20 protein-coding genes are annotated in these 20,596 nt (G+C 71.3%); 8 read left to right on the forward strand and 12 right to left on the reverse strand.

Annotation, left to right across the window (positions count from 1 at the left end; genetic code table 11):
- Positions 1-10: 10 nt before the first annotated feature.
- Complete coding sequence (locus AS850_RS15350) at positions 11-523, forward strand: PaaI family thioesterase (RefSeq protein WP_119869907.1); 513 nt, start codon at positions 11-13, stop codon at positions 521-523.
- A gap of 59 nt (positions 524-582) precedes the next feature.
- Here AS850_RS15350 and AS850_RS15355 read toward each other — a convergent pair whose 3' ends face one another.
- A complete protein-coding gene (locus tag AS850_RS15355; RefSeq protein WP_119869908.1) occupies positions 583-2,067 on the reverse strand; it encodes an MFS transporter in 1,485 nt (494 codons plus the stop codon).
- A 306-nt stretch (positions 2,068-2,373) separates the two neighbouring features.
- Here AS850_RS15355 and AS850_RS15360 point away from each other — a divergent pair, with 306 nt between their 5' ends.
- The 3 genes from AS850_RS15360 (at position 2,374) to AS850_RS15370 (ending at position 4,981) form a co-directional block, all read left to right on the forward strand.
- Positions 2,374-2,841 (forward strand): S-ribosylhomocysteine lyase, encoded by a 468-nt coding sequence (locus AS850_RS15360; RefSeq protein ID WP_119869909.1) that lies wholly within the window; start codon positions 2,374-2,376, stop codon positions 2,839-2,841.
- Positions 2,838-3,551: a 5'-methylthioadenosine/S-adenosylhomocysteine nucleosidase gene (gene mtnN / locus AS850_RS15365; RefSeq protein WP_236940761.1), complete on the forward strand. Its 714-nt coding sequence runs from the start codon at positions 2,838-2,840 to the stop codon at positions 3,549-3,551. The genes AS850_RS15360 and mtnN overlap by 4 nt, the downstream gene beginning before the upstream one ends.
- Before the next feature lie 251 nt (positions 3,552-3,802).
- The gene (locus AS850_RS15370; RefSeq protein ID WP_119869910.1) at positions 3,803-4,981 is read left to right on the forward strand and encodes a toxic anion resistance protein; all 1,179 of its coding nucleotides are present in this window, start codon (positions 3,803-3,805) and stop codon (positions 4,979-4,981) included.
- A 175-nt stretch (positions 4,982-5,156) separates the two neighbouring features.
- Here AS850_RS15370 and AS850_RS15375 read toward each other — a convergent pair whose 3' ends face one another.
- The 4 genes from AS850_RS15375 to AS850_RS15390 all read right to left on the reverse strand — a co-directional run bounded on the left by AS850_RS15375 (position 5,157) and on the right by AS850_RS15390 (position 8,835).
- Positions 5,157-6,074, reverse strand: a complete 918-nt coding sequence (locus AS850_RS15375; protein ID WP_119869911.1) for a hypothetical protein — start codon at positions 6,072-6,074, stop codon at positions 5,157-5,159.
- A complete protein-coding gene (locus tag AS850_RS15380; RefSeq protein ID WP_119869912.1) occupies positions 6,071-6,910 on the reverse strand; it encodes a heavy metal-binding domain-containing protein in 840 nt (279 codons plus the stop codon). Before AS850_RS15380 ends, AS850_RS15375 begins: the two co-directional genes overlap by 4 nt.
- The gene (locus AS850_RS15385; RefSeq protein WP_119869913.1) at positions 6,907-7,977 is read right to left on the reverse strand and encodes a heavy metal-binding domain-containing protein; all 1,071 of its coding nucleotides are present in this window, start codon (positions 7,975-7,977) and stop codon (positions 6,907-6,909) included. Before AS850_RS15385 ends, AS850_RS15380 begins: the two co-directional genes overlap by 4 nt.
- A gap of 303 nt (positions 7,978-8,280) precedes the next feature.
- The gene (locus AS850_RS15390; protein WP_119869914.1) at positions 8,281-8,835 is read right to left on the reverse strand and encodes an HdeD family acid-resistance protein; all 555 of its coding nucleotides are present in this window, start codon (positions 8,833-8,835) and stop codon (positions 8,281-8,283) included.
- A gap of 127 nt (positions 8,836-8,962) precedes the next feature.
- Here AS850_RS15390 and AS850_RS15395 point away from each other — a divergent pair, with 127 nt between their 5' ends.
- The 3 genes from AS850_RS15395 to AS850_RS15405 are packed head-to-tail and all read left to right on the forward strand — an operon-like array spanning position 8,963 to position 10,518.
- Positions 8,963-9,319 carry a hypothetical protein gene (locus tag AS850_RS15395; RefSeq protein ID WP_123955551.1) on the forward strand — a complete coding sequence of 119 codons (357 nt, stop codon included), beginning with the start codon at positions 8,963-8,965 and terminating at the stop codon, positions 9,317-9,319.
- Positions 9,320-9,369: 50 nt separating this feature from the next.
- Positions 9,370-9,894 (forward strand): MOSC domain-containing protein, encoded by a 525-nt coding sequence (locus AS850_RS15400; protein WP_119869916.1) that lies wholly within the window; start codon positions 9,370-9,372, stop codon positions 9,892-9,894.
- A gap of 9 nt (positions 9,895-9,903) precedes the next feature.
- Positions 9,904-10,518 carry a cysteine hydrolase family protein gene (locus AS850_RS15405; protein WP_119869917.1) on the forward strand — a complete coding sequence of 205 codons (615 nt, stop codon included), beginning with the start codon at positions 9,904-9,906 and terminating at the stop codon, positions 10,516-10,518.
- A gap of 123 nt (positions 10,519-10,641) precedes the next feature.
- Here AS850_RS15405 and AS850_RS15410 read toward each other — a convergent pair whose 3' ends face one another.
- From AS850_RS15410 to AS850_RS15435, 6 genes are all read right to left on the reverse strand, one after another.
- Positions 10,642-11,634, reverse strand: coding sequence for a hypothetical protein (locus AS850_RS15410; protein WP_119869918.1), 993 nt, complete (start codon positions 11,632-11,634; stop codon positions 10,642-10,644).
- 61 nt (positions 11,635-11,695) lie between these two features.
- Complete coding sequence (locus AS850_RS15415; protein WP_119869919.1) at positions 11,696-12,430, reverse strand: ThuA domain-containing protein; 735 nt, start codon at positions 12,428-12,430, stop codon at positions 11,696-11,698.
- Positions 12,427-13,575, reverse strand: coding sequence for a Gfo/Idh/MocA family protein (locus AS850_RS15420; protein WP_119869920.1), 1,149 nt, complete (start codon positions 13,573-13,575; stop codon positions 12,427-12,429). The genes AS850_RS15415 and AS850_RS15420 overlap by 4 nt, the downstream gene beginning before the upstream one ends.
- 75 nt (positions 13,576-13,650) lie before the next feature.
- Positions 13,651-14,565 carry a carbohydrate ABC transporter permease gene (locus tag AS850_RS15425; protein WP_119869921.1) on the reverse strand — a complete coding sequence of 305 codons (915 nt, stop codon included), beginning with the start codon at positions 14,563-14,565 and terminating at the stop codon, positions 13,651-13,653.
- Positions 14,565-15,470, reverse strand: a complete 906-nt coding sequence (locus tag AS850_RS15430; protein ID WP_119869922.1) for a carbohydrate ABC transporter permease — start codon at positions 15,468-15,470, stop codon at positions 14,565-14,567. Before AS850_RS15430 ends, AS850_RS15425 begins: the two co-directional genes overlap by 1 nt.
- A 40-nt stretch (positions 15,471-15,510) precedes the next feature.
- A complete protein-coding gene (locus AS850_RS15435) occupies positions 15,511-16,788 on the reverse strand; it encodes an ABC transporter substrate-binding protein (RefSeq protein WP_119869923.1) in 1,278 nt (425 codons plus the stop codon).
- 115 nt (positions 16,789-16,903) lie between these two features.
- Here AS850_RS15435 and AS850_RS15440 point away from each other — a divergent pair, with 115 nt between their 5' ends.
- Positions 16,904-18,181: an ROK family protein gene (locus tag AS850_RS15440; protein WP_119869924.1), complete on the forward strand. Its 1,278-nt coding sequence runs from the start codon at positions 16,904-16,906 to the stop codon at positions 18,179-18,181.
- A 501-nt stretch (positions 18,182-18,682) separates the two neighbouring features.
- On the opposite strand, the gene AS850_RS15445 is transcribed toward AS850_RS15440, so the two are convergent.
- Positions 18,683-20,566, reverse strand: a complete 1,884-nt coding sequence (locus tag AS850_RS15445) for an alpha-amylase family protein (RefSeq protein ID WP_236940762.1) — start codon at positions 20,564-20,566, stop codon at positions 18,683-18,685.
- Positions 20,567-20,596: the final 30 nt, after the last annotated feature.

Consider the following 20,596-nt stretch of genomic DNA (forward strand, 5'->3'; position numbering starts at 1 on the left):
AGGGGTCGACATGACGGAAACCGCAGGAGCCACGGACGACGGCCGCACGAAGACGATCACGTGGGCCGATCCCCTCGTCTCCGCCGAGGCGGCGAAGACGATGTCCGGGCTGGCTTTCCTCGAGGCGCTGGTCGACGGCACGCTGCCGCCGCCCCCGATCCTCGCGGTCATGAACCTGCGCGCGGTGTCCGCCGAGACGGGGCGGGTCGAGTTCCGGTGCACGCCGGACGAGTCGCACTACAACCCGATCGGCACCGTGCACGGCGGCTTCGTCTGCACCGTGCTCGACTCGGTGCTCGGATGCGCCGTCCAGACGACCCTGCCGCAGGGCCAGGGCTACACGTCGCTGGAGATCAAGGTCAACTACCTCCGCCCGCTCTCGGCCGAGAGCGGCGAGCTCCGGGCCACGGGGCACGTGACGAAGCCGGGGACGCGCGCGGCCTTCGCCGAGGGCGAGGTCCGCGACGGCACCGGGCGTCTCATCGCGACGGCGTCGAGCACGCTGCTGGTGTTCGCGGTCTAGCGGAGCGGGCTGCGCCGGGTGAAGGCTCCGGCGGGCGCGGACTCCGCGAGCGGGCCGGCTCAGCCCCGCCGCGACCCGGGCACCCGCACCGAGCCGGTGGCGGTCCGGATCGAGCCGGTCACCGTGCGAAGCGAACCGGTGGCCGTGTGGACGGTGGCCGTCGCCCGGAGACGGGGCGCCGGCGGCGCGGCCGGTGCGGCGCTCGCGGCTCCTGCGGTCCGTCCCGTGGTCTGCGCGCCCGTCCCCGCACCGGGGACGGTGCGGATCGACGACGTGATCGCCGCCACGGAGGTGGTGATGACGCGGAGGGACGACGTGGTCAGCGTCTCCTGCGCGTGCCCGTGTCGAGGGAATCCGCGGCGGGCGAGGGCGATCACGACGAAGCTCGCCGCGACCACGACGGAGGCCGAGAAGGGCAGCGCGCCGAGGCCGGCCCCGCCGAAGACCTGCGCCCCGAGCGCGGCGCCGCCGGCGATGCCGACGTTGGAGCCGGCGTTGATCATGGCACCGGCGATGTCCGGGCTGACCCCGCCGGTGCGGATCGCGGCCGCCATGAACAGGGTTCCCGTCGTGCCGTTCGCGGCGACCCAGACGCCGGCGACGACGAAGGTGCCGACGAGGGAGCCGTGCACGAACGGGAGCGCCGCGAGCGCGAGCGCCATCACCCCGACCGCCGCCAGCAGCGTCTGCCGAGGCGCACGGTCGACGAAGGCGCCCGCGAGGAGCAGGCCGACGATCCCCGTCCCGCCGAGGACGAGGAGGGCGACGCCGATCGCGTCCGCCCCGAGACCCGCGGTGACGAGGTACGGCCCGATGTACGTGTAGACGACGTAGTGGCCGGCGAAAAGCAGCAGGTCGGCCGTGACGACGGCGATCAGGCCGGAGCGCGCCCAGCCCCGCGCGGACGACACGTGCGGGTGCGATTGCCCGTGCACGCTCGGCAGGAACGCGAGCGCCACGAGGGCGAGGACCGCCGTGGCGGCAGCGACCGCGCCGACCGCGAGCCTCCAGCCGAGCTGGTCGCCCACGGTGGTCGCGACGGGCACGCCGATGACGAAGCCGAGCGACGAGCCGGAGTAGACGAAGGCGATGGCGCGGCCCGCGAGCCGCGGCGGGACGATGCGCGTCGCGTACGCGGACGCCACGGAGAAGAAGAGGGCGTGCGCGACGCCGCCGATGACGCGACCCGCGCACACGACGGCGAAGCTGGGCGCGAGCGCCACCACGAGATTCGAGACCGTGTACCCGGCGAGCGTCGTGACGAGGATCGTCTTGCGCGGGAAGCGCGCCGTCGCCCAGGTCAGCGGCAGCGCGAGGAGGGCCACGGCGAGCGCGTAGACCGTGATGACGGCGCCCATCTGCGACTCGCTCACCCCCAGGTCGCCGCTCATGGTCGACAGGAGACCCACCGGCATCAGCTCGGTCGTGATCGCCAGGAAGGTGGCGAGTCCGAGCACGGCGATGCCGACCACTCCCTGCGCGGTGAGGGTGTGCGGCTGAGGGGTCGCGTCGGTCGGACGCGGTCGCTGGATCGTGTCTGTCATGAGACCTCGGGCCACGACGACAGCCGACGCCGGGGGCGTCGGTCACGCCGTTCGACGCTCGCAGGATGCGGCGGGGAACGACGAAGCGCAGTCGTCGCGGTCGGTGCTGCTGGTGGGCGGAAGGGGGAGATGCCACTCCACGACGAGTGCGCTCCCTCCAGTGTGCGGCAGCCCCGTGTGACGTCGCAAGAGGGGGAGGCGACTTCCAAGGTGCTCCCGACGGAGCCGCCGGGTACGATTCGCACGGACGGAATCGCACGCGCGCAGGCGGCGCCCCCGTCCGCGACGCACGCACGAAGGAGCGAAATGAACCAGCCCAAGATGAACGTCGAGTCGTTCAACCTCGACCACCGCACCGTCGAGGCCCCCTACGTGCGCCTGGCCGACCACAAGGAGCTCCCGCACGGCGACACGCTCTCGAAGTACGACGTCCGCTTCACGCAGCCCAACGAGGGCCACCTCGACATGAAGACGGTCCACTCGCTCGAGCACCTCTTCGCCGAGAAGTCCCGCTCGCGCACCGACAAGGTCGTCGACTTCTCGCCGATGGGCTGCCAGACCGGCTTCTACCTCCTGCTCCAGGGCACGCCCGACATCGAGGACGTCATGGACCTCATCGAGCAGACCATGAACGACATCCTCGAGGCCACCGAGGTGCCGGCCGCCAACGAGGTCCAGTGCGGCTGGGGCGCCAACCACTCGCTCGAGGGCGCGCAGGAGGCGGCGCGCACCTTCCTGAGCGCCCGCGCCGAGTGGTCGACCGTCACCGCGTGAGCAGCGCACCGGGCATCGTCGTCGTCGCGATGGAGGAGGAGGCGGAGCCGTTCCTCCAGCGCGCCTCCCGCGTGTCCGACGAGGTCGAGGTCGGCGGAGCCGTCCAGCGCACCCTCACCGTCGACGACGTCGAGCTCCTCCTCGTGCGGAGCGGCATCGGCCTCGTCAACGCGGCGGGTGCCGCGACGGCGGCCATCGTCCTCGCCGAGCGATCGGGTGCTCCGGCGCCCGTCGTCCTCAGCGCCGGGACCGCAGGAGGCACGGGCCCCCGCATCGAGGTCGGCGACGTCGTCGTCGGCGCCGAGTACGTGAACCTCGACGCCGACGCCCGCGTGTTCGGCTACGCGTACGGGCAGGTGCCCCGGATGCCGGCGTCCTACCTGGGCGACGACCGGCTCCTGCGCTCGTCGCTCGCCTTCTCACCCGAGGGCGGCGGCTGGCGGACCCACGCCGGCCTGATCGCGTCGAGCTACTCGTTCATGACGCCGGAGAAGGTCGAGCGGGGCATGGGGTTCTTCCCCGCGATCGTCGCCACCGACATGGAGTCGATCGCGCTGGCGCAGACGTGTCACGTGCACGGGGTGCCGTTCCTCTCCGTGCGGGGCATCTCCGACCTCGCCGGGCCCGACGGCGCGAACGACCACGACTCGAACGCGCTGCTGGCCTCGGAGCACTCCGCCGACGTGACGCTGCACCTGCTGCGGGCGTAGCCGCCGGCCCCCCGGGCGAGACTCCACGACTCGCCACTCACTTTCGGAAAAACGCGCCAATCGTGGAGTCTCGCTCCCGCGATCCCGGCCGACCCGCGGCTCCTGCCGCCGAGACTCCACGACTCGCCGCTCACTTTCGGGAAAACGTACCAATCGTGGAGTCTCGCGCAGCACCGGCACTGGGCACCGGCGGAGGCGCGCGTCCTAGGCTGAGGTCGACGCGCACCCGCGCGCGGTTGTGGAGGGGTTGGATGTCCGAACTCGATCTGGGCCAGAAGCTCACGCCGCCCGCCGCCGTCCCCGAGGTGACCGAAGACCAGGCCGTCGGCATGGTCGCCGTGCCGCCCGAGAAGCGCAGCGAGCTCGACGCCAAGGCGGAGGAGTTCGTCCGCGACCTCGCCGGCGAGCAGCCGAACAGCCCCGCGTTCGTCGCCCGGGTGGACGACATCGTCCGGATGGGCGAGCAGGAGCTCCGCGCCTCCGCCCAGGTCTCGAACCGCCTCCTCGAGAAGCCCTCCACCTCGCTCGCCGCCGCGCGGGGCCGCGGAGCCGCCGGAGACGCGCAGACCCGGGTGGCCAAGAGCCTGCAGGATCTCCGCGACGTCGTCACCGACCTCGACCCGGGGCACGCCGACCTCCACGGGGCCAGGAAGGTCCTGGGCATCCTGCCCGGCGGTCGGAAGATCGCCCGCTACTTCGAGCGGTACCAGTCGTCGCAGAAGCAGCTCGACGCCGTCATCGCGGCGCTGGTGTCCGGGCAGGACGAGCTCCGGAAGGACAACGCCGCCATCGACGAGGAGCGGGCGAACCTCTGGGCCACCATGGGCCGCCTCGCCGAGTACTCGACGCTCGCGACCGCGCTCGACCGTGCCACGGGCGCGAAGGCGGAGGAGCTCCGCGCGACCGACCCGCGAGCGGCCGACGCTCTCGTCGCCGACGCCCTGTTCCCGATCCGGCAGCGACGGCAGGATCTCGCGACCCAGATCGCCGTGTCGGTCCAGGGCTATCTGGCGCTCGACCTGGTCCGCAAGAACAACGTCGAGCTGATCAAGGGTGTCGAGCGGGCGCGGACCACGACGATCTCGGCGCTCCGCACCGCCGTGCTCGTGTCCGAGGCGCTCGGGACGCAGAAGCTCGTCCTCGACCAGATCGGCGCCCTCAACGACGCGACGAACGCGATGATCGGCCGGACCAGCGACCTCCTCCAGCAGCAGACGAGCACGGTCCACGAGCAGGCGACGACGTCGGGCGTCGGCGTCGAGACGCTCCAGAAGGCCTTCGACTCCGTGTTCGCCACGATGGACGCGATCGACGGCTATCGCGCGAAGGCGGTCGCGAGCATGCAGGAGACGGTGGTCGCCCTCGAGGGGCAGGTCGCGCGGTCGCAGGGGTACCTCGAGCGGTCGCGGGCCGCTGGTCCTCGCGGCTGACGCGGCACGGGCATCGCGGGGCGGCGTGGTCCGCTGGGCGCGAGACTCCACGATTGGGGCGTTTTTCTGAAGGTGAGCGGCGTGTTGTGGAGTTACGCGCGGAAGGGTAACGCGGCCGTTCCGCGAGACTCCACGATTGGGGCGTTTCCCCGAAGGTGAGCGGCGTGTTGTGGAGTCACGCCGGAGTGTGCGGCGGGGCGGGCGGGCCGGCGGGCGGCAGGTCGAGCGAGGAGACCGCGAAGCGGTCCGCCAGGAACCGACCGTTGACGAGGAGGCCGGTGGCGTCCTGCTCGACGGCGGCGTCGCGCATCCTGCGGGCCGCCAGTTCGAGCGCGTCGAGCTGCGCGAGAAGCGCCTCGGCGGCCGTCATGCCGTTCGAGAGCACGTGGCTCTCGGCCCAGTCGGCGGGGAGCGCCAGGTAGGCGCGGAGGGTGTCGGGCAGGTAGGCCGTGGCGGTCCGCCGGACCAGGATCTCCGGCTCGCCGCTCCCCGCCACCCGCGGCAGGGTCTCGCCGAGGAGCGAGGCGATCCGCGTCACGCGATCCGCCGCCTCGGCGGGAACGCGGCCCCCGAGGCGCGCGGGCAGGGCCACGAGCCCCCGCGCCACGTCGGAGTCGTCGACGACGACGTCGGTGCCGACGGGGCGCACGCCGAGCGCCGCCAGGGCCCGCGCGGCGTTCGCGGCGTCGCCGGCCGCGTCCGCTGCGATGGCCCCGACCTCGCCCGCGAAGAGCGAGAGCCAGTCGCCGAGGGAGAGGGTCCGGCGGGAGATGACGATGCCGCGCACGACCCGGGCGACCTCGCCGACGAGCGTGCCGTCGCGCTCCAGTCGCAGGGTCATCGACTCGTCGTCGCGGCGGATCCGGACGAGCGACACGGCTCCCGGCCGACCCGACAGACGGTCGCCGAGGGTGCGGGTGCGCTCGACCTCGAGCGTCCGACGCGCGACCCCTGCCGGCAGGGCACGCCCGACGCCGTCGACCAGGGCCGCGAGGAGCGCGCGCGGATCGTCGCCCGCGGACGCGCCGAGACCCGTGGCGCCCGGACCGGAGGTGCCGACACCGGATGCTCCCGGACCGGAGGCATCGCTCACCGGGACGGCCCGTCGGTGAGCGGGAGCACGAGGGTCGGCGTCGCGATGACGTGGTCGTCGCGCAGTGACCGCACGGCGGTGCCGATCGCGAAGAACTCCGTCGTGTGGCCGCCCCAGCGGTGCGGGAGGGAGAGCAGCTGCACGCCCACGATCCCCTCGGCCGCGAGGACCTCCGCCTCCGTCTGCATCCTGCCCATGGCCAGCTCGCGGGCGTCGTAGAGCGCCTCGGTGTACTGCGGGATCTCGACGTTCGCCCCGACCGTGTTGAGCGAGGCCAGCATGCCGCGGTGCGCGATGTGATAGACGCAGGTGCCCATGACGAGACCCTGGGGCGCGTAACCGGCCTGGATGAGGGTCCAGAAGTCCTGGCCCGAGAGGTCGGAGGTGAACGGCAGGCCGCGGTTGTTGCGCCAGGTCCCCGTCGGCGGCGCCTCGTCGGCGACGACGGCCGTGCCCACCGCCACGAACTCGGCGAGATCGTTGCCGTACTCCTTGAAGTCGATCTCGAGCCGGACGCCCACGATGCCGTCCGCCCCGAGCGCGTCGGCCTCCGCCTCCATCCGGGTCATGGCGAGATCGCGGGCGTGGTACATCGCCTCGCTGAGCTTGTCGAGCTCCATGTTCTTCGACCACTTCCCGAGCTGGATCCCGACGTGGTAGACGCTCGACCCGAGTACGAGCCCGACCGGGCGGAACCCGGCCTGCTTCACCAGCAGGAACTCGTTCACGGTCAGATCGGACGTGAAGAGCCGCTTCCGCCCGTCGGCGAGGCGGGCGCGGGCGTCCTTCGGCAGGGCGACCTTCGAGAGGTCGGGGCCGGTGGGGGTGTCGGTCATGGTCTTCCTCGGGTCGGGCGGTGGCGGTCGTCGAGCGGGAGGACGGTCAGCACGGCGCCCGTCCGGGGATCGTCGCGGGAGCGGAAGGCCGACATCGGGCCGGGCGCGAGCACGGTCCCGACGAAGAGCGCCTCGGCGTGGAGGTCCTTCTCCTCGCCGCAGGGCGTCTCGAACTCGCCGATCGACATCGTGTCGAGGACGAGGTCGGTACCGCCGATCGTCGAGGCGCGCGCCGTGAGCTGGGCACGGGCATCCTGCCGGGCCGCGGTCAGGAGCTGCGTCAACCCGTCGACCTCCGTATTCGACCAGCTGCGGCGCTGCTGCTGCATCAGGTAGTCCTCGTGCTTCGTCGAGATCGACAGGCCCATCACGATGCCGCGCGGCACCAGCGACGACAGGACGGCGGCGGCGGTGTCCTCGGCGCTGAGCGCCGACGCCCAGACGTGGCGCGCAGGATCGGGGCTCCGCCGGCTCTCCGCCGTGATCCCGGCTGTGCCGAGGCCGGTGCCGCGATCGGGGCGGCGCGCTCCGGCCCGGTCGGTGCGGTGATCGCTCCGGGACACGAGGGTCGGGTCGACCGTGCGGACGGCGGTCCCCGTCGCGGTGTACTCCCACGCCTGGCCGTCGAGCCGGGAACGCCCGATGGTCACGCCGACGACGCCCTCCGCTCCGAGGAGCGCCGCCTCGGTGAGCATCCGGTCGAGGGCACCGTGCCAGGCGGCCTCGTACGTCTTGACGTAGGAGCCGAAGCCGCTGCTCCTGCCCCTCGCGCCGCCCGTCGTGAGGACGGGGCTCGTCGGGAATGTCCGGGGCCCGCCGGTGGTCCACGCCGACTGGTAGGCGTTCACGGACGACGCGTAGCCGAGGCCGTAGACGCCGCAGGTGCCGCCGGACCAGCCGATGTTCATGACGAGGCAGCCGAAGACCTCGCCGACCGGGGCGAGGCCCGCGCTCCGGAGGGCCGCTGCGGCGGGCGCCGAGAGAAGGGAGCCGGCCGTGCCGCTGGCGCGCTGGCGCTCGATGCGCTCGTGCGCTGCCGGGGGGAGGTCGCCCGTCCACTGGTCCACGTGCTCATCCAACCACTGCGGTGCCGGTGGGCCGCCCGGCCCGGGGCGTTCCGCGGCTCCTGCCGCCCAGACTCCACGACTCGCCGCTCACTTTCGGGAAAACGCGCCAAACGTGGAGTCTCGCGGGCGGACAGGGGGGGGCGCCCGCGGCTCCGGCCGCCCAGACTCCACGATTGGCCACGCCGGCGGAAAGTGAGCGGCGTGTTGTGGAGTCTCGCGGGGCGGGACGGGACGGGGCGGGACGGGGCGGGGCGGGACGGGGCGGGACGGGGCGGGGCGGGGCGGGACGGGCAGCGGGGCGCGCTAGACCGCGCGGACCCGGGCGGGCAGGTGCAGCAGCATCGCGATGCCGACGACGATCAGCAGGATCCCGCCCACCGTGACGAAGGCGGCGAGCGCGGCGACGGGCAGGATCATCATCACGACGCCGGCCGCCACGGCCACCACTCCCCCGAGGATCGCCGTCCACCGGGGTCCCGCGGAGTAGCCGACGGCTCCGGCGAGGATGCCGGTGATCCCCTCGAAGAGCCAGCCGATGCCGATGATCAGCCCGAGCACAGCGAGCGACTGACCCGGGTCGATGAGGCAGACGATGCCGGTCACGAAGATCAGGAGCCCGACGATGCCGACGAACCAGCGGACCCCGGAGCGGAGGCCCTTCCCGAGGAAGGCGAAGACCGCGCGGAAGAGACCGACGACGACGAGCGACAACCCGAAGAGGACGGCGATGGTGACGAGCGACGCGCGCGGGAAGAACACGGCGACGACCCCGAGCACGATGGCGACGACGGCCACGCCGACGATGAGCCCGCGGTCGACGGAGTCGCGCGGTCGTGCGCTGCGGACGGATTCGGACATGTCGGCCTCCCGGTGCGTTCGTGATCACCCGGAGCGTAGGGCCGTTCCGGTCTTCGCGACACCGCCCGAGGTCGTGCGACCCACTCGGGGTCTGGCGCGGACGGCTCCGGGTCGTCAGACTCTCTCCATGAGCAAGCCCATTCGCGTGAGGGTGCTCGACGACGAGGTCGAGCAGGAGTGGATCCGGGACGGCGAGGACTACGAGGGCGTCGCCGCGCTGAAGATCCGCGGAGAGAAGGAGTGGCCCTGGCAGGTCGCCGTGGCCGCCGCCGAGTTCGTCCGGGAGGAGCCTCTCGAGGACGACCTGGCCGACGCGGTCACCAGCGCCCTGAGAGCCGTCCGAGGCGTCGTCGAGGTGGAGCACGAGGACCGCGAGGTCTGGATCGTCTCCGGCCGCCCGCGCGGCAAGGCCCTCGTCGTCGCGGCGGCCGCGGCGGTCGACGGTCTGGCCGACAGACTCCGGCAGGAGTTGGCGCGCGGGTGACCTCGGTCCGCTGCGGTGGGCGGCGGGTCGCCCCGCACTAGCCTCGACCCATGGAACCGCGCATCCGACTCCTGCTGGCCTCGCCGCACTCGCGCTTCGTCGGCCGGCCCGCCGACGGCCCCGCCGAGGCGAGAGGGCAGGAGTCGCACGAGAGCGTCGAGATCCGCGCCGGTCTCGGCGTGGTCGGCGACCGGTACTTCAACGCACCCGCGCACCGGCGGGCGTCGGTGACGCTCTTCGCGATCGAGTCGCTGGAGCACGTGCACGAGGTGCTCGGGCTGGCCGAGCCGCTGGATCCTGCCGCGCCCCGGCGCAACGTGGTCACGGAGGGCGTCGACGTCGACGCGCTGGTCGGCGAGACCTTCGCCCTCGACTCCGGCGACGGGCCGGTGCTCTTCCAGGCGAACCGCCCCGCGAACCCGTGCGCCTGGATGGATCAGGTGCTCGCCCCCGGCGCCTTCCGCGCGCTGAAGGGCCGGGGCGGCGTGCGGTGCGAGCCGCTGTCGAGCGGGATCCTGCGGCTCGGTCCCCTGTCGGTCGAGACGGAGCGGCTGGGTGACAGCCGTGCCGTGTAAGAAGAGACCATGAAGCGCGCACTCGTCCTCATCGACCTCCAGAACGAATACGTCGACGGCGGGCTGCCGATCTCGTATCCGGCGCTCGACGTCAGCGTCCCCAACATCGTGCGGGCGCTCGACGCCGCCGACGCCGCGGGTATCGCGACGGTGGGCGTCCAGCACGTCGACGACGCCTCGTCGCCGGTGTTCGCCCGGGGCAGCCGCGGCGCCGACCTGCCCCCTGCGCTCGACGGGCGCGTGTTCGCGCACCGGGTCGAGAAGCAGGAGGCGTCCGCTCTCGACGGCACCGACCTCGCCGACTGGATCGCGCGCGAGGGTGTCGACACCCTCACCTTGATCGGCTACATGACCCAGAACTGCATCGAGGCGACGGCCCGCGACGCGGCGCAGCGCGGCCTGTCCGTCGAGGTGCTCTCCGACGCCACCGGCACGCTCGACCTCGCGAACGAGGCCGGCAGCATCTCCGCGAAAGACCTGCACGAGAGCGTGCTGATCGTCCTGCACACCGGCTTCGCCGCCGTGGGCACCACCGAGGCGTGGGTCGGAGCCGTGGCCGCGGGCAAGCCCCTGGCCGCAGGCGACCTCTACTCGAGCACCGAGGTCGCCCGCAACCGAGCCTGACCGAGGCGCGATCGCCGACGTGACCTCCGAGAGCGACCCGCGCTGGTCACGACGCTCCTCACGACCGAGATCGTCGCTCTCGGAGTCGGCCTCGTCGTGTCGGTTCTGCTCTGACCGAGGTGCCTAGGGCAGAGCGTCGGCCGGAGCCGTCACTTCAGCCTCGTGCTCGCGCGCGTAGCGGCGGGCTCGACGGATGCGACTCGTGTACAGGGGGATGAACACGGCGAGCGCTGCGATCGAGAAGCCGACAAGAACCATCGGGAAGACATCGCCTCTGATGAGCGCCCCGACCTGCTGCAACATGATGCCGGCGTAGAGCAGAACGAGGTACGCGAGCTGAACGGGCATCGTGATCGACGTCACGGACGCGAAGCGCGCCGCAGCCGTCTTGTCCTGCTCGTCCAGGTCGAGTGACTTCCGACCGAGGACGACCTTCGCCACGCGCCGGAGTCGGGACGGATCCCGGTCGGTGACCTCGCGCAGTCGGCGGGACCAGGACAGAGTCGAGAAGACCAGGACGAGGCCCGCACCGATGACGGCGAGCGAGAGCGAGTAGGGCAGCAGCGCCAGTAAGCTCGGGGCGTCAAGACCAAGCCCGGTCAGGGCCGCGGCGGCCACGACGGCGAGAACCACCAGGGCGCCGAAGACGACGAACGCGATCAGGATCTTCCGCCTCACCTCGGCCGGCTGGATCGCGACCCAGCCGCGCGAAGGCGCGGGGTGCGCGCGATCCCAGCGGGCGGCCACCGGTCCCACGATCAGGGCCGCTGCGGTGAGCACGATGCCGATCCCGACGAATGCCAACGAGACGACCCAGCCGCTCGACCTCGCGACCGCGACGCCGACCGAGGCGATCGCGGCGACGACCTCGAGTCCGAGCGTGATCCGGACGACGCGGCGGTAGTAGGTCCGCGACTCCTGCGAACCCTCGACGTCCCAGGCCGCACGGAAGGAGCCCATCGTCAGGGGCCCGTAGACGAGCACCGTGAGGGCGAGGGTCTGGACGATCAGCGAGACAGGGTCGAGGGCGTCCTGCCCGAGGACGAGGAGGACCACGCCCCCGAGCAGGATGCTCGTCGAGAGAAGGACGACGATGACGAACGCCGCGATGCGCATGGGCCGACTTCCGGGTAGAAGGTGAGGTTCCGTCATCCTGCCATGCGCCCGCGGCGCCGGCTCAGCCGACGAACCAGTCGCGCGGGTGCTCGTCCGCGGTCAGAGTGCGGAGCTCGACCCGCGGCGCGACCCACTCGGCCGCGTTCGCCAGCACACGACGGATGTCGGGGTGGTGGTAGACGGGATACTCCTGGTCGCCGGGCGAGAAGTAGAACACCCGGCCGAGCCCGCGCTCGTAGGCGACGCCCGAGCGGAAGACCTCGCCACCCTCGAACGTCGACAGGAAGATCTCCTCGTCGGGACGCGGGATGTCGAAGAACTCCCCGTACATCTCCTGCCGCGGGATCTGGATCGGGTGCGGCACGCCCTCGGCGATCGGGTGCTGGGGGGCGATGGTCCAGACCAGCTCGCGCTCGCCGTCGTTCCGCCACTTCAGCGAGCACGTCGTGCCCATGAGGCGCTTGAACACCTTCGAGTAGTGGCCCGAGTGCAGCACGACGAGCCCCATCCCGGCGTGGACACGGTCGACGACCCGCTGCACGACCTCGTCGGAGACCTCCTCGTGCGCGATGTGGCCCCACCAGAACAGCACGTCGGTCTCGGCGAGCGCCTCCTCCGAGAGACCGTGCTCCTCCTCGCGCAGAGTGGCGGTCGACACCGTCGCCCGGTCGCCGAGCAGCTCGGTGAGGCCGTCGGCGATCACGCGGTGGATGCCGTCGGGGTAGTTCTCGACGACGACGCGGTCGCCGCGGGTCTCGTGGACGTACTCGTTCCAGACGCGGATGCGGAGGGTCATCGTGCCTCCCCCTGGACCTCGACCTCGCGGCCGATGGCGGCGGACTCGTAGATGGCGTCGACGACGCGGCTGCGGTGCAGGGCGTACGAGCCGTGGTGCCCGGCGTACCGGGGTGCCGAGGCGCCTTCGCCGGCGCGGATCGTGGCGAGGAACTCCGCGATGACGCTCTGGTGGTGCCCCGAGGGGACGTGGACCGCGGGCTTCGACACCGTCGGCGCCCCGTTCACGTCGGAGTAGAGCGTCAGCGTGCCGTCGGTCGAGTAGTCGTCGACGTGGAGGCGCGCTCCGCCGGTCGCTCCGAGGAGCTCGACCTCGATGTCCTCGTGCACCTTCGAGTAGGACGCCCACGAGGCCTGCAGCTGGAGGCTCGAGCCGTCGTCGAAGCGGAGAAGGGCGCTCGAGAAGTCCTCGACGTCGAACGGCCGGTCGCTGAGGGCCGAGACGGGCTTGCCGCCGCCGCCTCGGCCGGCGCGACCGAGCTCGCCGTAGGCGACGGCGGACGCCGTGACGACGCGCGGCTCCCCCATCAGGTGGAGGGCGATGTCGAGGACGTGCGATCCGAGATCGATCAGCGGTCCGCCTCCTGCGGCCTGGCGGTCGGTGAACCACGAGCCGAGACCGGGGATGCCGGAGCGACGGAGCCAGCTGGCCCGGGCGTGGTAGATCTCGCCGATCGGGGAGTCGCGGAGGTAGTCGTGCAGGAAGGCCACGTCGGCGCGGCGGCGGTGGTTGTACGCCACCTCCAGCACGAGGTCGTTCTCCTCGGCCGCGCGGACCATCTCGGCGGCCAGGTCGCCCGTGACCGCCAGCGGCTTCTCGCAGAAGACGTGCTTGCCGCTCTCGAGCGCGGCCATCGCGATCGGGTGGTGGAGGCTGTTGGGCACTCCGATCGAGACGACGTCGAGGTCGTCGCGGGCGACGAGATCCTGCCAGTCGGCGTAGAGGTGCTCGACGCCGCGGCTGGTGCCGAGCTCCTGCAGACGGGCCGGCTCCTGCCCTGCGAGGGCGACGACGCGCGCTCCGGGGAGGGCCGTGAAGGCGTCGAGGTGGGTGGACCCGGCGAAGCCGAGCCCGACCACGCCGACGCGGAGCTCGCGCGTCTCCGTCGTCGTCGTGGGGGCCGTGGTCGGGATGGTGGTGGTCATGCGGTTCCTTCCGTGGTGCTGTCGCCGTCTCGGTGCGCGAGGGCCCCGGGGTCCGGGACCCCGGGGCGACCGCTGCTACTTGATCGCGCCCTGCGTCACGCCGGCCATCACCCAGCGCTGGGTGAAGAGGTAGACGATGATCGCGGGAGCCATGGCCATGAGATACGAGGCGAACGACACGTTGTAGTTGTTGCTGAACTGGGTCTGGAACATCTGCTGCAGCACCGGCAGCGTCTGCATCGCGGGGTCAGACGTGATCAGCGACGGCATCACGAAGTCGTTCCACGAGGCGAGGAAGGCGAAGATGCCGACCGTCGCGCTCATCGGCGCCAGGAGCGGGAAGATCAGCTGCCAGAAGACCTGGCCGGTGGTCGCGCCGTCGATGCGCGCGCTCTCCTCGAGCTCGTCGGGGATCGACCGCAGGAACGCCGTGAACAGCAGCACGCTGAAGCCGAGCTGGAACATGACGTGCAGGATGGCGACGCCGAGCGGGTTGTCGAGGTGCACGAGCCCGGTCAGCTTCACCTGCGGGAGGGCCAGCACCGGGAACGGGAGGAACAGTGCCGCGAGCAGGTAGTAGAAGGAGCCCTTGAAGAGGCGGTTGTTCCAGTTGCGCGAGATCGCGAAGGCCGCGAACGAGCTCAGGATGATCGTGCCGGCCACCGTGATCGCTGAGACGCCCACCGAGATGGCGAAGCTGCGCGGGAAGTCGGTGAGGTTCCAGGCCTGCACGAACCCGTCGAGGCTGAACGGCGCCGGCAGCGAGAAGGCGTTGCCGTCGACGGCCTGGGCCGTGCTCTTGAAGGCCATCGTGACGGTGACGTAGAGCGGGATGAGGACGGCGAGCGAGCAGACGACCAGGACGATCGTGAGCGGCCAGTTGAAGCGCTCGCCGCGCGTCCGGATCCTGCCGCCCCGAGGGGTGTCGGCGTTGCGCGTGGCGATGCTGCCGGTGGCGGTGCTGGTCGAGAGGGGGATCTGCGTGGTCATCAGAACGAGGCCCTTCCGCGCGTCGCGCGCAGCTGGAGGAGAGCGATCGCGATGGCGATCAGGAAGAAGATGGTGGCGTTCGCCATCTGGTAGGAGAAGTCGCCGTTGGTGAAGCCGGTGAAGATCGACATCGCGATGCTCTGCGTCGAGGTGCCGGGGCCGCCGTTGGTGAGGCCGACGATGATGTCGTAGGTGTTCAGGAAGTTCTTGAAACCGATGATGAGGTTGATCACGATGTAGCCCGCCGTGAGCGGGATCGTGATCGACCGGAGCTGCCGCGACGCCGAGGCTCCGTCGAGGGACGCCGCCTCGTAGACGTCCGAGGGGATCGACAGGATGCCCGCGATGTAGATCAGGATCGTCGACGGGATCGCCTGCCACGCGGTCACGATGACGATCGCGACCCAGGCCCAGTTCGGATTGGCCAGGAGGCTCTCCTCGAGCGGCTTGAGGCCGAGTGCGGTCGCGGCGGCCGGCACCGAGTTCGAGAAGAGGAAGTTGAACACGTACGCGATGACGATGCCCGAGACGACCATCGGCAGCACGAAGACGGCTCGGAGGGCGACCTTGGCCCGGATCCGCGCCGTGAGGCCGATCGCGAGCAGGAACGCGACGATGTTGACCACGACGACGGTCGTCAGCGCGAAGAAGATCGTGAAGCCGTAGGCGCTCAGGATCGCGGGGTCGGAGAAGAGGGCGATGTAGTTGATGAAGCCGGTGAAGCTGAACTCGCCGAAGCCGACGGAGTTCGTGAAGCTGTAGAAGATGCCCATCACGGCGGGGAGCGTGATCGCCAGCGTGAAGAGCACGATCGCCGGCAGGAGGAAGGCGTAGAAGGTCTTGTCGACGCGACGCCGGGAGCGGGGTCTCGCTCCGGCGCGCTGCGGGGTGGGGACGACGGCCATGTCGTTCTCGTTTCTGTGAGGGAGAAGTGGGGGAGGGGCGCTACGAGCGGAGCGCCAGGCGCGACCAGTCGTTGTCGAGACGCGACAGCAGGCGCTGGGGCGAGTCGCCGAGCGCGATCGACTGGGCGTAGTTCGCGACGGGGATCTCGGACGGGATGAGCTGCGACGCACCCAGGTAGAAGGCCGCCGAGTCGTAGTACTTCTGCATCCCCTCCAGGGCCGGATTGGCGATCGGAGGCGCGTCGGTTGTCGTGCCGAAGCCGTTGTTGTCGGCGTTGTACTTGTTCTGCACGGCCGGGGTCATCAGGTACGACAGGAAGGTGCGCGCGGCGTCCTTGCGGGGCGACGCCTCGGGGATCCACAGCGCGAGGTCGACGTTGACCCGGACCTTCAGGTCTTTCGGGTCGTTCGTGACCGGCAGCGGGAAGGTGCCGATGGAGAGGTCGGGGGCCGTCTTGGCGACCTCGATGAGCGCCCACGGCCCCTGCAGGTACATGGCCGCCTTGCCCTGGGCGAAGGCGAGGTTGCCGTCGCCATAGGCCCGGCTCGCGGCGTTGCCGTTGGAGTACTTCGTGAGCTGGCCGAGGCGGTCCATCGGGTCGCGGAGCGTCTTCTCGAACGAGACGGCGGATCCCTTGCCGACGTTCGTGCCCTCCTTGTCGAGCTGCGTGAAGAAGGCGGGCGTGTCGATCATGCCGCCGATCGTGTAGTCGAACATGCCCTGGGCGACGGTCCAGGTGTCCTTGTAGGTGTTGTAGAACGGAGCGATCCCGGCCTTCATGAAGACCTCGCACGCAGCCGTGAGCTCATCCCACGTGGTCGGCACCTCGACGCCGTACTTCGCGAAGATGTCCTTGTTGTAGAGGACGGAGGCGGCGGTCACCGAGTAGGGGATGGCGCTCGTGCGGCCCGGGTACGAGGCCGTCTGCGCCATGAGCGGGGCGATGTCGGGGTTGATGCGCTTCGCCTCCGGCATGTCGCTGAGGTCGGAGAGCGCACCGCGCTCGACGAACTCGACGACGGAGAAGTTGTAGTTCCAGCAGGCGAGATCGGGCGGCGAGTTCCGGACGAAGTCGGCCGACATGTTCGACGTGGAGTCGCGGATCACGCGCACCTTCGACTGCGTCTTGTGGAAGTCGGCGATCACCGTGTCGAAGTAGGCGATGACCTCGGGCTTCGACACGTAGAACGTGATGGTGGTGGCGCCGCCGGTCGAACCGGGGGACGCGCATCCTGCGAGCGCGATCCCGGCGCCGAGGGCGCCGGCACCGGCGAGGAAGGTTCGTCTTGTCAGCTGGGACGGGGGTTTCGGATGCACGACACTGTCTCCTTTTCACGAGGTCCGGCTCCGTCGCCGACCGCTCGCGACAAAATCTACAGTCTAAATTTACTTTTCGCATCATCCGATTCCGTGAGAGCGCTAACGTCGAGCCATGACGATGGAACGGGCGATGAATTCCCCGCAGGTTCTGCGTCGGATCAACTCCGAGGCGGTGCTCCGCTTCGCCCTCGCGAAGAGCGCCTTCGGGGCGAGCGAGGCGATGGAGGCGACCGGTCTCACCCGCTCGACCGTCATCAGCCTTTGCGAGGGCCTGATCGAGCTCGGATGGCTCGAGAAGCTGCCGAACGCCCGCACGAGCGGTGGCGGCGAGTACAGCAAGGGGCGTCCGGCCGGTCGCTACCGTCTGCGGGAGACGTCCGGCCACCTCGTGGGGATCGACGCAGGCCAGCACACGGTGACGGCGGTCGTGGCCGACCTGCGGGGGAAGGTCCTCGCGCGCGAGACCGCAGCGCTGGCCGACGACGGGCTGGATCCCGCCCTCCGACTCGAGGCCGCGGCCCGGACCGTCCACGATGCCCTCGCCTCCTGCGGCGTCGACGCGTCGACCGTGCACGCGACCGTCATCGGCGTCCCCGCGCCGGTCGACCTCGAGGGACGCTCGCCCGACGGCCACGAGCACTACTGGGCGACCATGAACCCCGGCTTCGCCGACGCCCTGCCCGGCCTCGGCCGGATCGTCGTCGACAACGACGCGAACCTGGCCGCCACGGCGGAGCGCACGCTCGGCGCCGGCGTCACGTCCACCTCGTTCGCGGCGCTCCTGTCGGGCGAGCGGTTCGGTGCGGGTCTCATCGTCGACGACGTGCTGATCCGGGGGCGCCACGGCGGAGCCGGCGAGATGCGCGCGCTCGACCTCGTCGAGGGGGTCGGCTCGGCCGCCGGCCTCGCGGCGCTCGCGCGCGACTGGGCGCAGGAGGAACGGCTCGTCGGGGCGATCCCACCCACGTCACCCCTCGCGCGCATGCCGCTCGCCGAACTTACCGCCGCGCGCGTCTTCGAGGCGGCCGAGGCGGGCGACCCCGGCAGCATCGTGATCGTGCGGCGTCTCGGCGAACGCCTGGCCCGGATCTGCCTCGTGCTCGCGAGCCTGCTCGACGTCGAGCGGATCGTGCTCGTCGGCGCCCTCGCCGCCTCCGCGGGCGGCGTGCTGGAGGAGGCGCGGGCGGTGCTCCGCGACGAGTTCTACCCGCCGGTGCCCGAGCTCGTGGCGTCGCCCCTCGGGGCCGACGCGGTCGTGCTCGGCGCCGTCGCCCGGGGGCTCGGGCTCGTGCGGGCGGAGCCGCTGGCGTTCGTGCCCGCGGGCGCGGCGGCTGGCGCCGCTGCTCCCGCCGCTGCTCCCGCGCCCGCCCGCGCCCGCGCTCGCGCCTGAGACTCCACAACACGCCGCTCACTTTTCCGAAAACGCGCCAAACGTGGAGTCTCGCGGGCTGGCCGCAACGGAGACGCCGACCCGGGGCTCCTGCGCGCCCGCGAGACTCCACGAAGTGCGGCGTTCCACGAACATGAGCGGCGAGTCATGGAGTCTGGCCCGGGGAGCGTCCGGGGATGCCGCGGGCGGCAGGAGCCCCAGCCTGCGACTCCACAACACGCCGCTCACTTTTCTGAAAACACGCCGAACGTGGAGTCTCGCGGGGTGGCCGCTGCGGAGACGCCGGCCCGGGGCTCCTGCGCGCCCGCGAGACTCCACGAAGTGCGGCGTTCCACGAACATGAGTGGCGAGTCGTGGAGTCTCGCCCGGAGAGCGTCCGGGGATGCCGCGGGCGGCAGGAGCCACGGGCACCGAGACTCCACGAAGTGCGGCGTTCCACGAACATGAGCAGCGAGTCGTGGAGTCTCGAACCGAGCCACACCGACTCCCACGAGCGACCGGTCAGACGGACGAACCCGCCGGCACCAGCCACACGAACCCCTGCGGCCCGAGCCGCAGCCCCTGCGTCAGGTCCACGACGGACCCCGTGACGAGGTCGATCCACTCCGGCGCCAGCGCCGCCAGCCCGGACAGGGTGGTCGACTCGATCGTCCGCATGTCGTCGGCCAAGTTCGCGAACACGGCCAGCCCGACCGAGCAGGGCGACGAAGCTGAGCCGGGCGACGAAGCCGAACCGGCGCCCGGCTGCTGATACCCCAGGAGCTGCGCGTCGTGCGTGTCGAACGGCACCAGCTCTCCGCCGGCGAACACCGGGTGCGTCGACCGCAGCGCGATCAGGTGCCGCAGCCCCGCGTAGATCGCCCCGGCGCTGGTCCGCGCGTCGTGCCGGTCGGCGTAGCGGCCCGCCGGATACCGCGGCCGCCCGACCCACCGGCTGTCGTCGCGCTTGCCGGGCTCGTCGGCGTAGCGGTAGTCGTTGAGCTGGCCCACCTCGTCGCCGAGGTAGATCAGCGGGAGGCCCCCGGTGCTGAGCGCGATCGAGTGGGCCAGCAGGATCCTGCGGACCGCCCCCTCGTCACCCGCCTCGAGCCCGGCGAGGGAGGCCGTGGTGCCCGCGATCCTGCTGTCGCCGGTCTTCTCGTTGGTCTGGAAGGCGACGCCGCGGGCGAAGCTGCCCGGGAACCGGTCGACGTAGAAGCGGTTGAGGAACGAGCGGTGGTCGGTGCCGTCGATGCCGAGGAGGGCGGCGTCCTCGTCGGCGAAGGTCCAGCCGATGTCGTCGTGACTGCGCACGTAGTTGACCCACGCGGTGCCGGGCGGGGTGGCGTGGCGGGTGGCGAGCGCCTGGCCGAGCATCCTGCTGTCGCGGGTCGCCAGGGAGTTCCAGATGAGCGCCATCTGAAGCGGGTTATAGCTGAGCTGGCACTCGTCGGGGCTCATGTACTCGACGACGTCGTCGGGGTGCACGATCGCCTCGGAGAGGAAGAGGAGACCCGGCGCGACGATGCGGCACACCGCGTTGAAGGCCTGCAGGAGCAGGTGCGCCTCGGGGAGGTTCTCGCACGAGGTGCCGAGCTTCTTCCAGATGAACGCGACGGCGTCCATCCGCAGGATCTCGACGCCCTGGTTCGCGAGGAACAGCATCTCGTTCGCCATCGCGCGGAACACGGCGGGATTGCCATAGTTGAGATCCCACTGGAAGGTGTGGAACGTGGCCCAGACCCACCGCCCGTCGGGCAACGGGACGAACGAGCCGGGGTGGTCCTCGGGGAAGATCTCGCGGGTCGTGCGCTCGAACGCGTCGGGCATCTCCCGGTCGGGGTAGATCCAGTAGAAGTCGTCGTAGGCGGGATCGCCCGCGAGGGCGCCCTTCGCCCAGGCGTGCTCGTTCGACGTGTGGTTGAAGACGAAGTCGACGGCCAGCGAGATGCCGTTGTCGCGGAGCTCGGTCGCGGTCGCGCGGAGGTCGTCCATGGTGCCGAGCGCAGGATCCACGTGCCGGTAGCTCGAGACCGCGTACCCGCCGTCGGAGTTCGGCGACGGCGCCTGGAACAGCGGCATCAGGTGGAGGTAGGTGAGCCCCAGCTCACGGAAGTACGGCACGTGCTCGAGGAGCCCGCGGAGCGTCCCCGCGTAGCGGTCGACGTAGCAGACCCCCGCGAGCATGCGGTTGGACTCGAACCACTCCGGGTCGCCCTGCCGCTTCCGGTCGAGGATCTTGAGCGCGTCGGGCCGCTGCCGCCAGGCCGCATCGACGTCGGCCAGGAGCGCCGCCAGTTCGCGGTCGAGCCGGGGGTCGTCGCCGTAGATGCGCCGCAGGAGGCTCTCGAGCCGCCGCCCCTCGACGTCGCGACGGGTGGCGAAATCGGGGGGCGTCTGGGGCATGTCCTGGCTCTTCGTCGAGGGGGCGTGGGT

The sequence above is a fragment of the Frondihabitans sp. 762G35 genome (assembly GCF_002074055.1).
Taxonomy (GTDB): domain Bacteria; phylum Actinomycetota; class Actinomycetes; order Actinomycetales; family Microbacteriaceae; genus Frondihabitans.

What these genes read in the sequence shown, in the direction of transcription:
- AS850_RS15350 (WP_119869907.1), top strand. Translation starts at nt 11, where the DNA reads ATGACGGAAACCGCAGGAGCCACGGACGACGGCCGCACGAAGACGATC.
- AS850_RS15355 (WP_119869908.1), bottom strand. Translation starts at nt 2,067, where the DNA reads ATGACAGACACGATCCAGCGACCGCGTCCGACCGACGCGACCCCTCAG.
- AS850_RS15360 (WP_119869909.1), top strand. Translation starts at nt 2,374, where the DNA reads ATGAACCAGCCCAAGATGAACGTCGAGTCGTTCAACCTCGACCACCGC.
- AS850_RS15370 (WP_119869910.1), top strand. Translation starts at nt 3,803, where the DNA reads ATGTCCGAACTCGATCTGGGCCAGAAGCTCACGCCGCCCGCCGCCGTC.
- AS850_RS15380 (WP_119869912.1), bottom strand. Translation starts at nt 6,910, where the DNA reads ATGACCGACACCCCCACCGGCCCCGACCTCTCGAAGGTCGCCCTGCCG.
- AS850_RS15390 (WP_119869914.1), bottom strand. Translation starts at nt 8,835, where the DNA reads ATGTCCGAATCCGTCCGCAGCGCACGACCGCGCGACTCCGTCGACCGC.
- AS850_RS15395 (WP_123955551.1), top strand. Translation starts at nt 8,963, where the DNA reads ATGAGCAAGCCCATTCGCGTGAGGGTGCTCGACGACGAGGTCGAGCAG.
- AS850_RS15400 (WP_119869916.1), top strand. Translation starts at nt 9,370, where the DNA reads ATGGAACCGCGCATCCGACTCCTGCTGGCCTCGCCGCACTCGCGCTTC.
- AS850_RS15405 (WP_119869917.1), top strand. Translation starts at nt 9,904, where the DNA reads ATGAAGCGCGCACTCGTCCTCATCGACCTCCAGAACGAATACGTCGAC.
- AS850_RS15410 (WP_119869918.1), bottom strand. Translation starts at nt 11,634, where the DNA reads ATGCGCATCGCGGCGTTCGTCATCGTCGTCCTTCTCTCGACGAGCATC.
- AS850_RS15415 (WP_119869919.1), bottom strand. Translation starts at nt 12,430, where the DNA reads ATGACCCTCCGCATCCGCGTCTGGAACGAGTACGTCCACGAGACCCGC.
- AS850_RS15420 (WP_119869920.1), bottom strand. Translation starts at nt 13,575, where the DNA reads ATGACCACCACCATCCCGACCACGGCCCCCACGACGACGACGGAGACG.
- AS850_RS15425 (WP_119869921.1), bottom strand. Translation starts at nt 14,565, where the DNA reads ATGACCACGCAGATCCCCCTCTCGACCAGCACCGCCACCGGCAGCATC.
- AS850_RS15430 (WP_119869922.1), bottom strand. Translation starts at nt 15,470, where the DNA reads ATGGCCGTCGTCCCCACCCCGCAGCGCGCCGGAGCGAGACCCCGCTCC.
- AS850_RS15440 (WP_119869924.1), top strand. Translation starts at nt 16,904, where the DNA reads ATGACGATGGAACGGGCGATGAATTCCCCGCAGGTTCTGCGTCGGATC.
- AS850_RS15445 (WP_236940762.1), bottom strand. Translation starts at nt 20,566, where the DNA reads ATGCCCCAGACGCCCCCCGATTTCGCCACCCGTCGCGACGTCGAGGGG.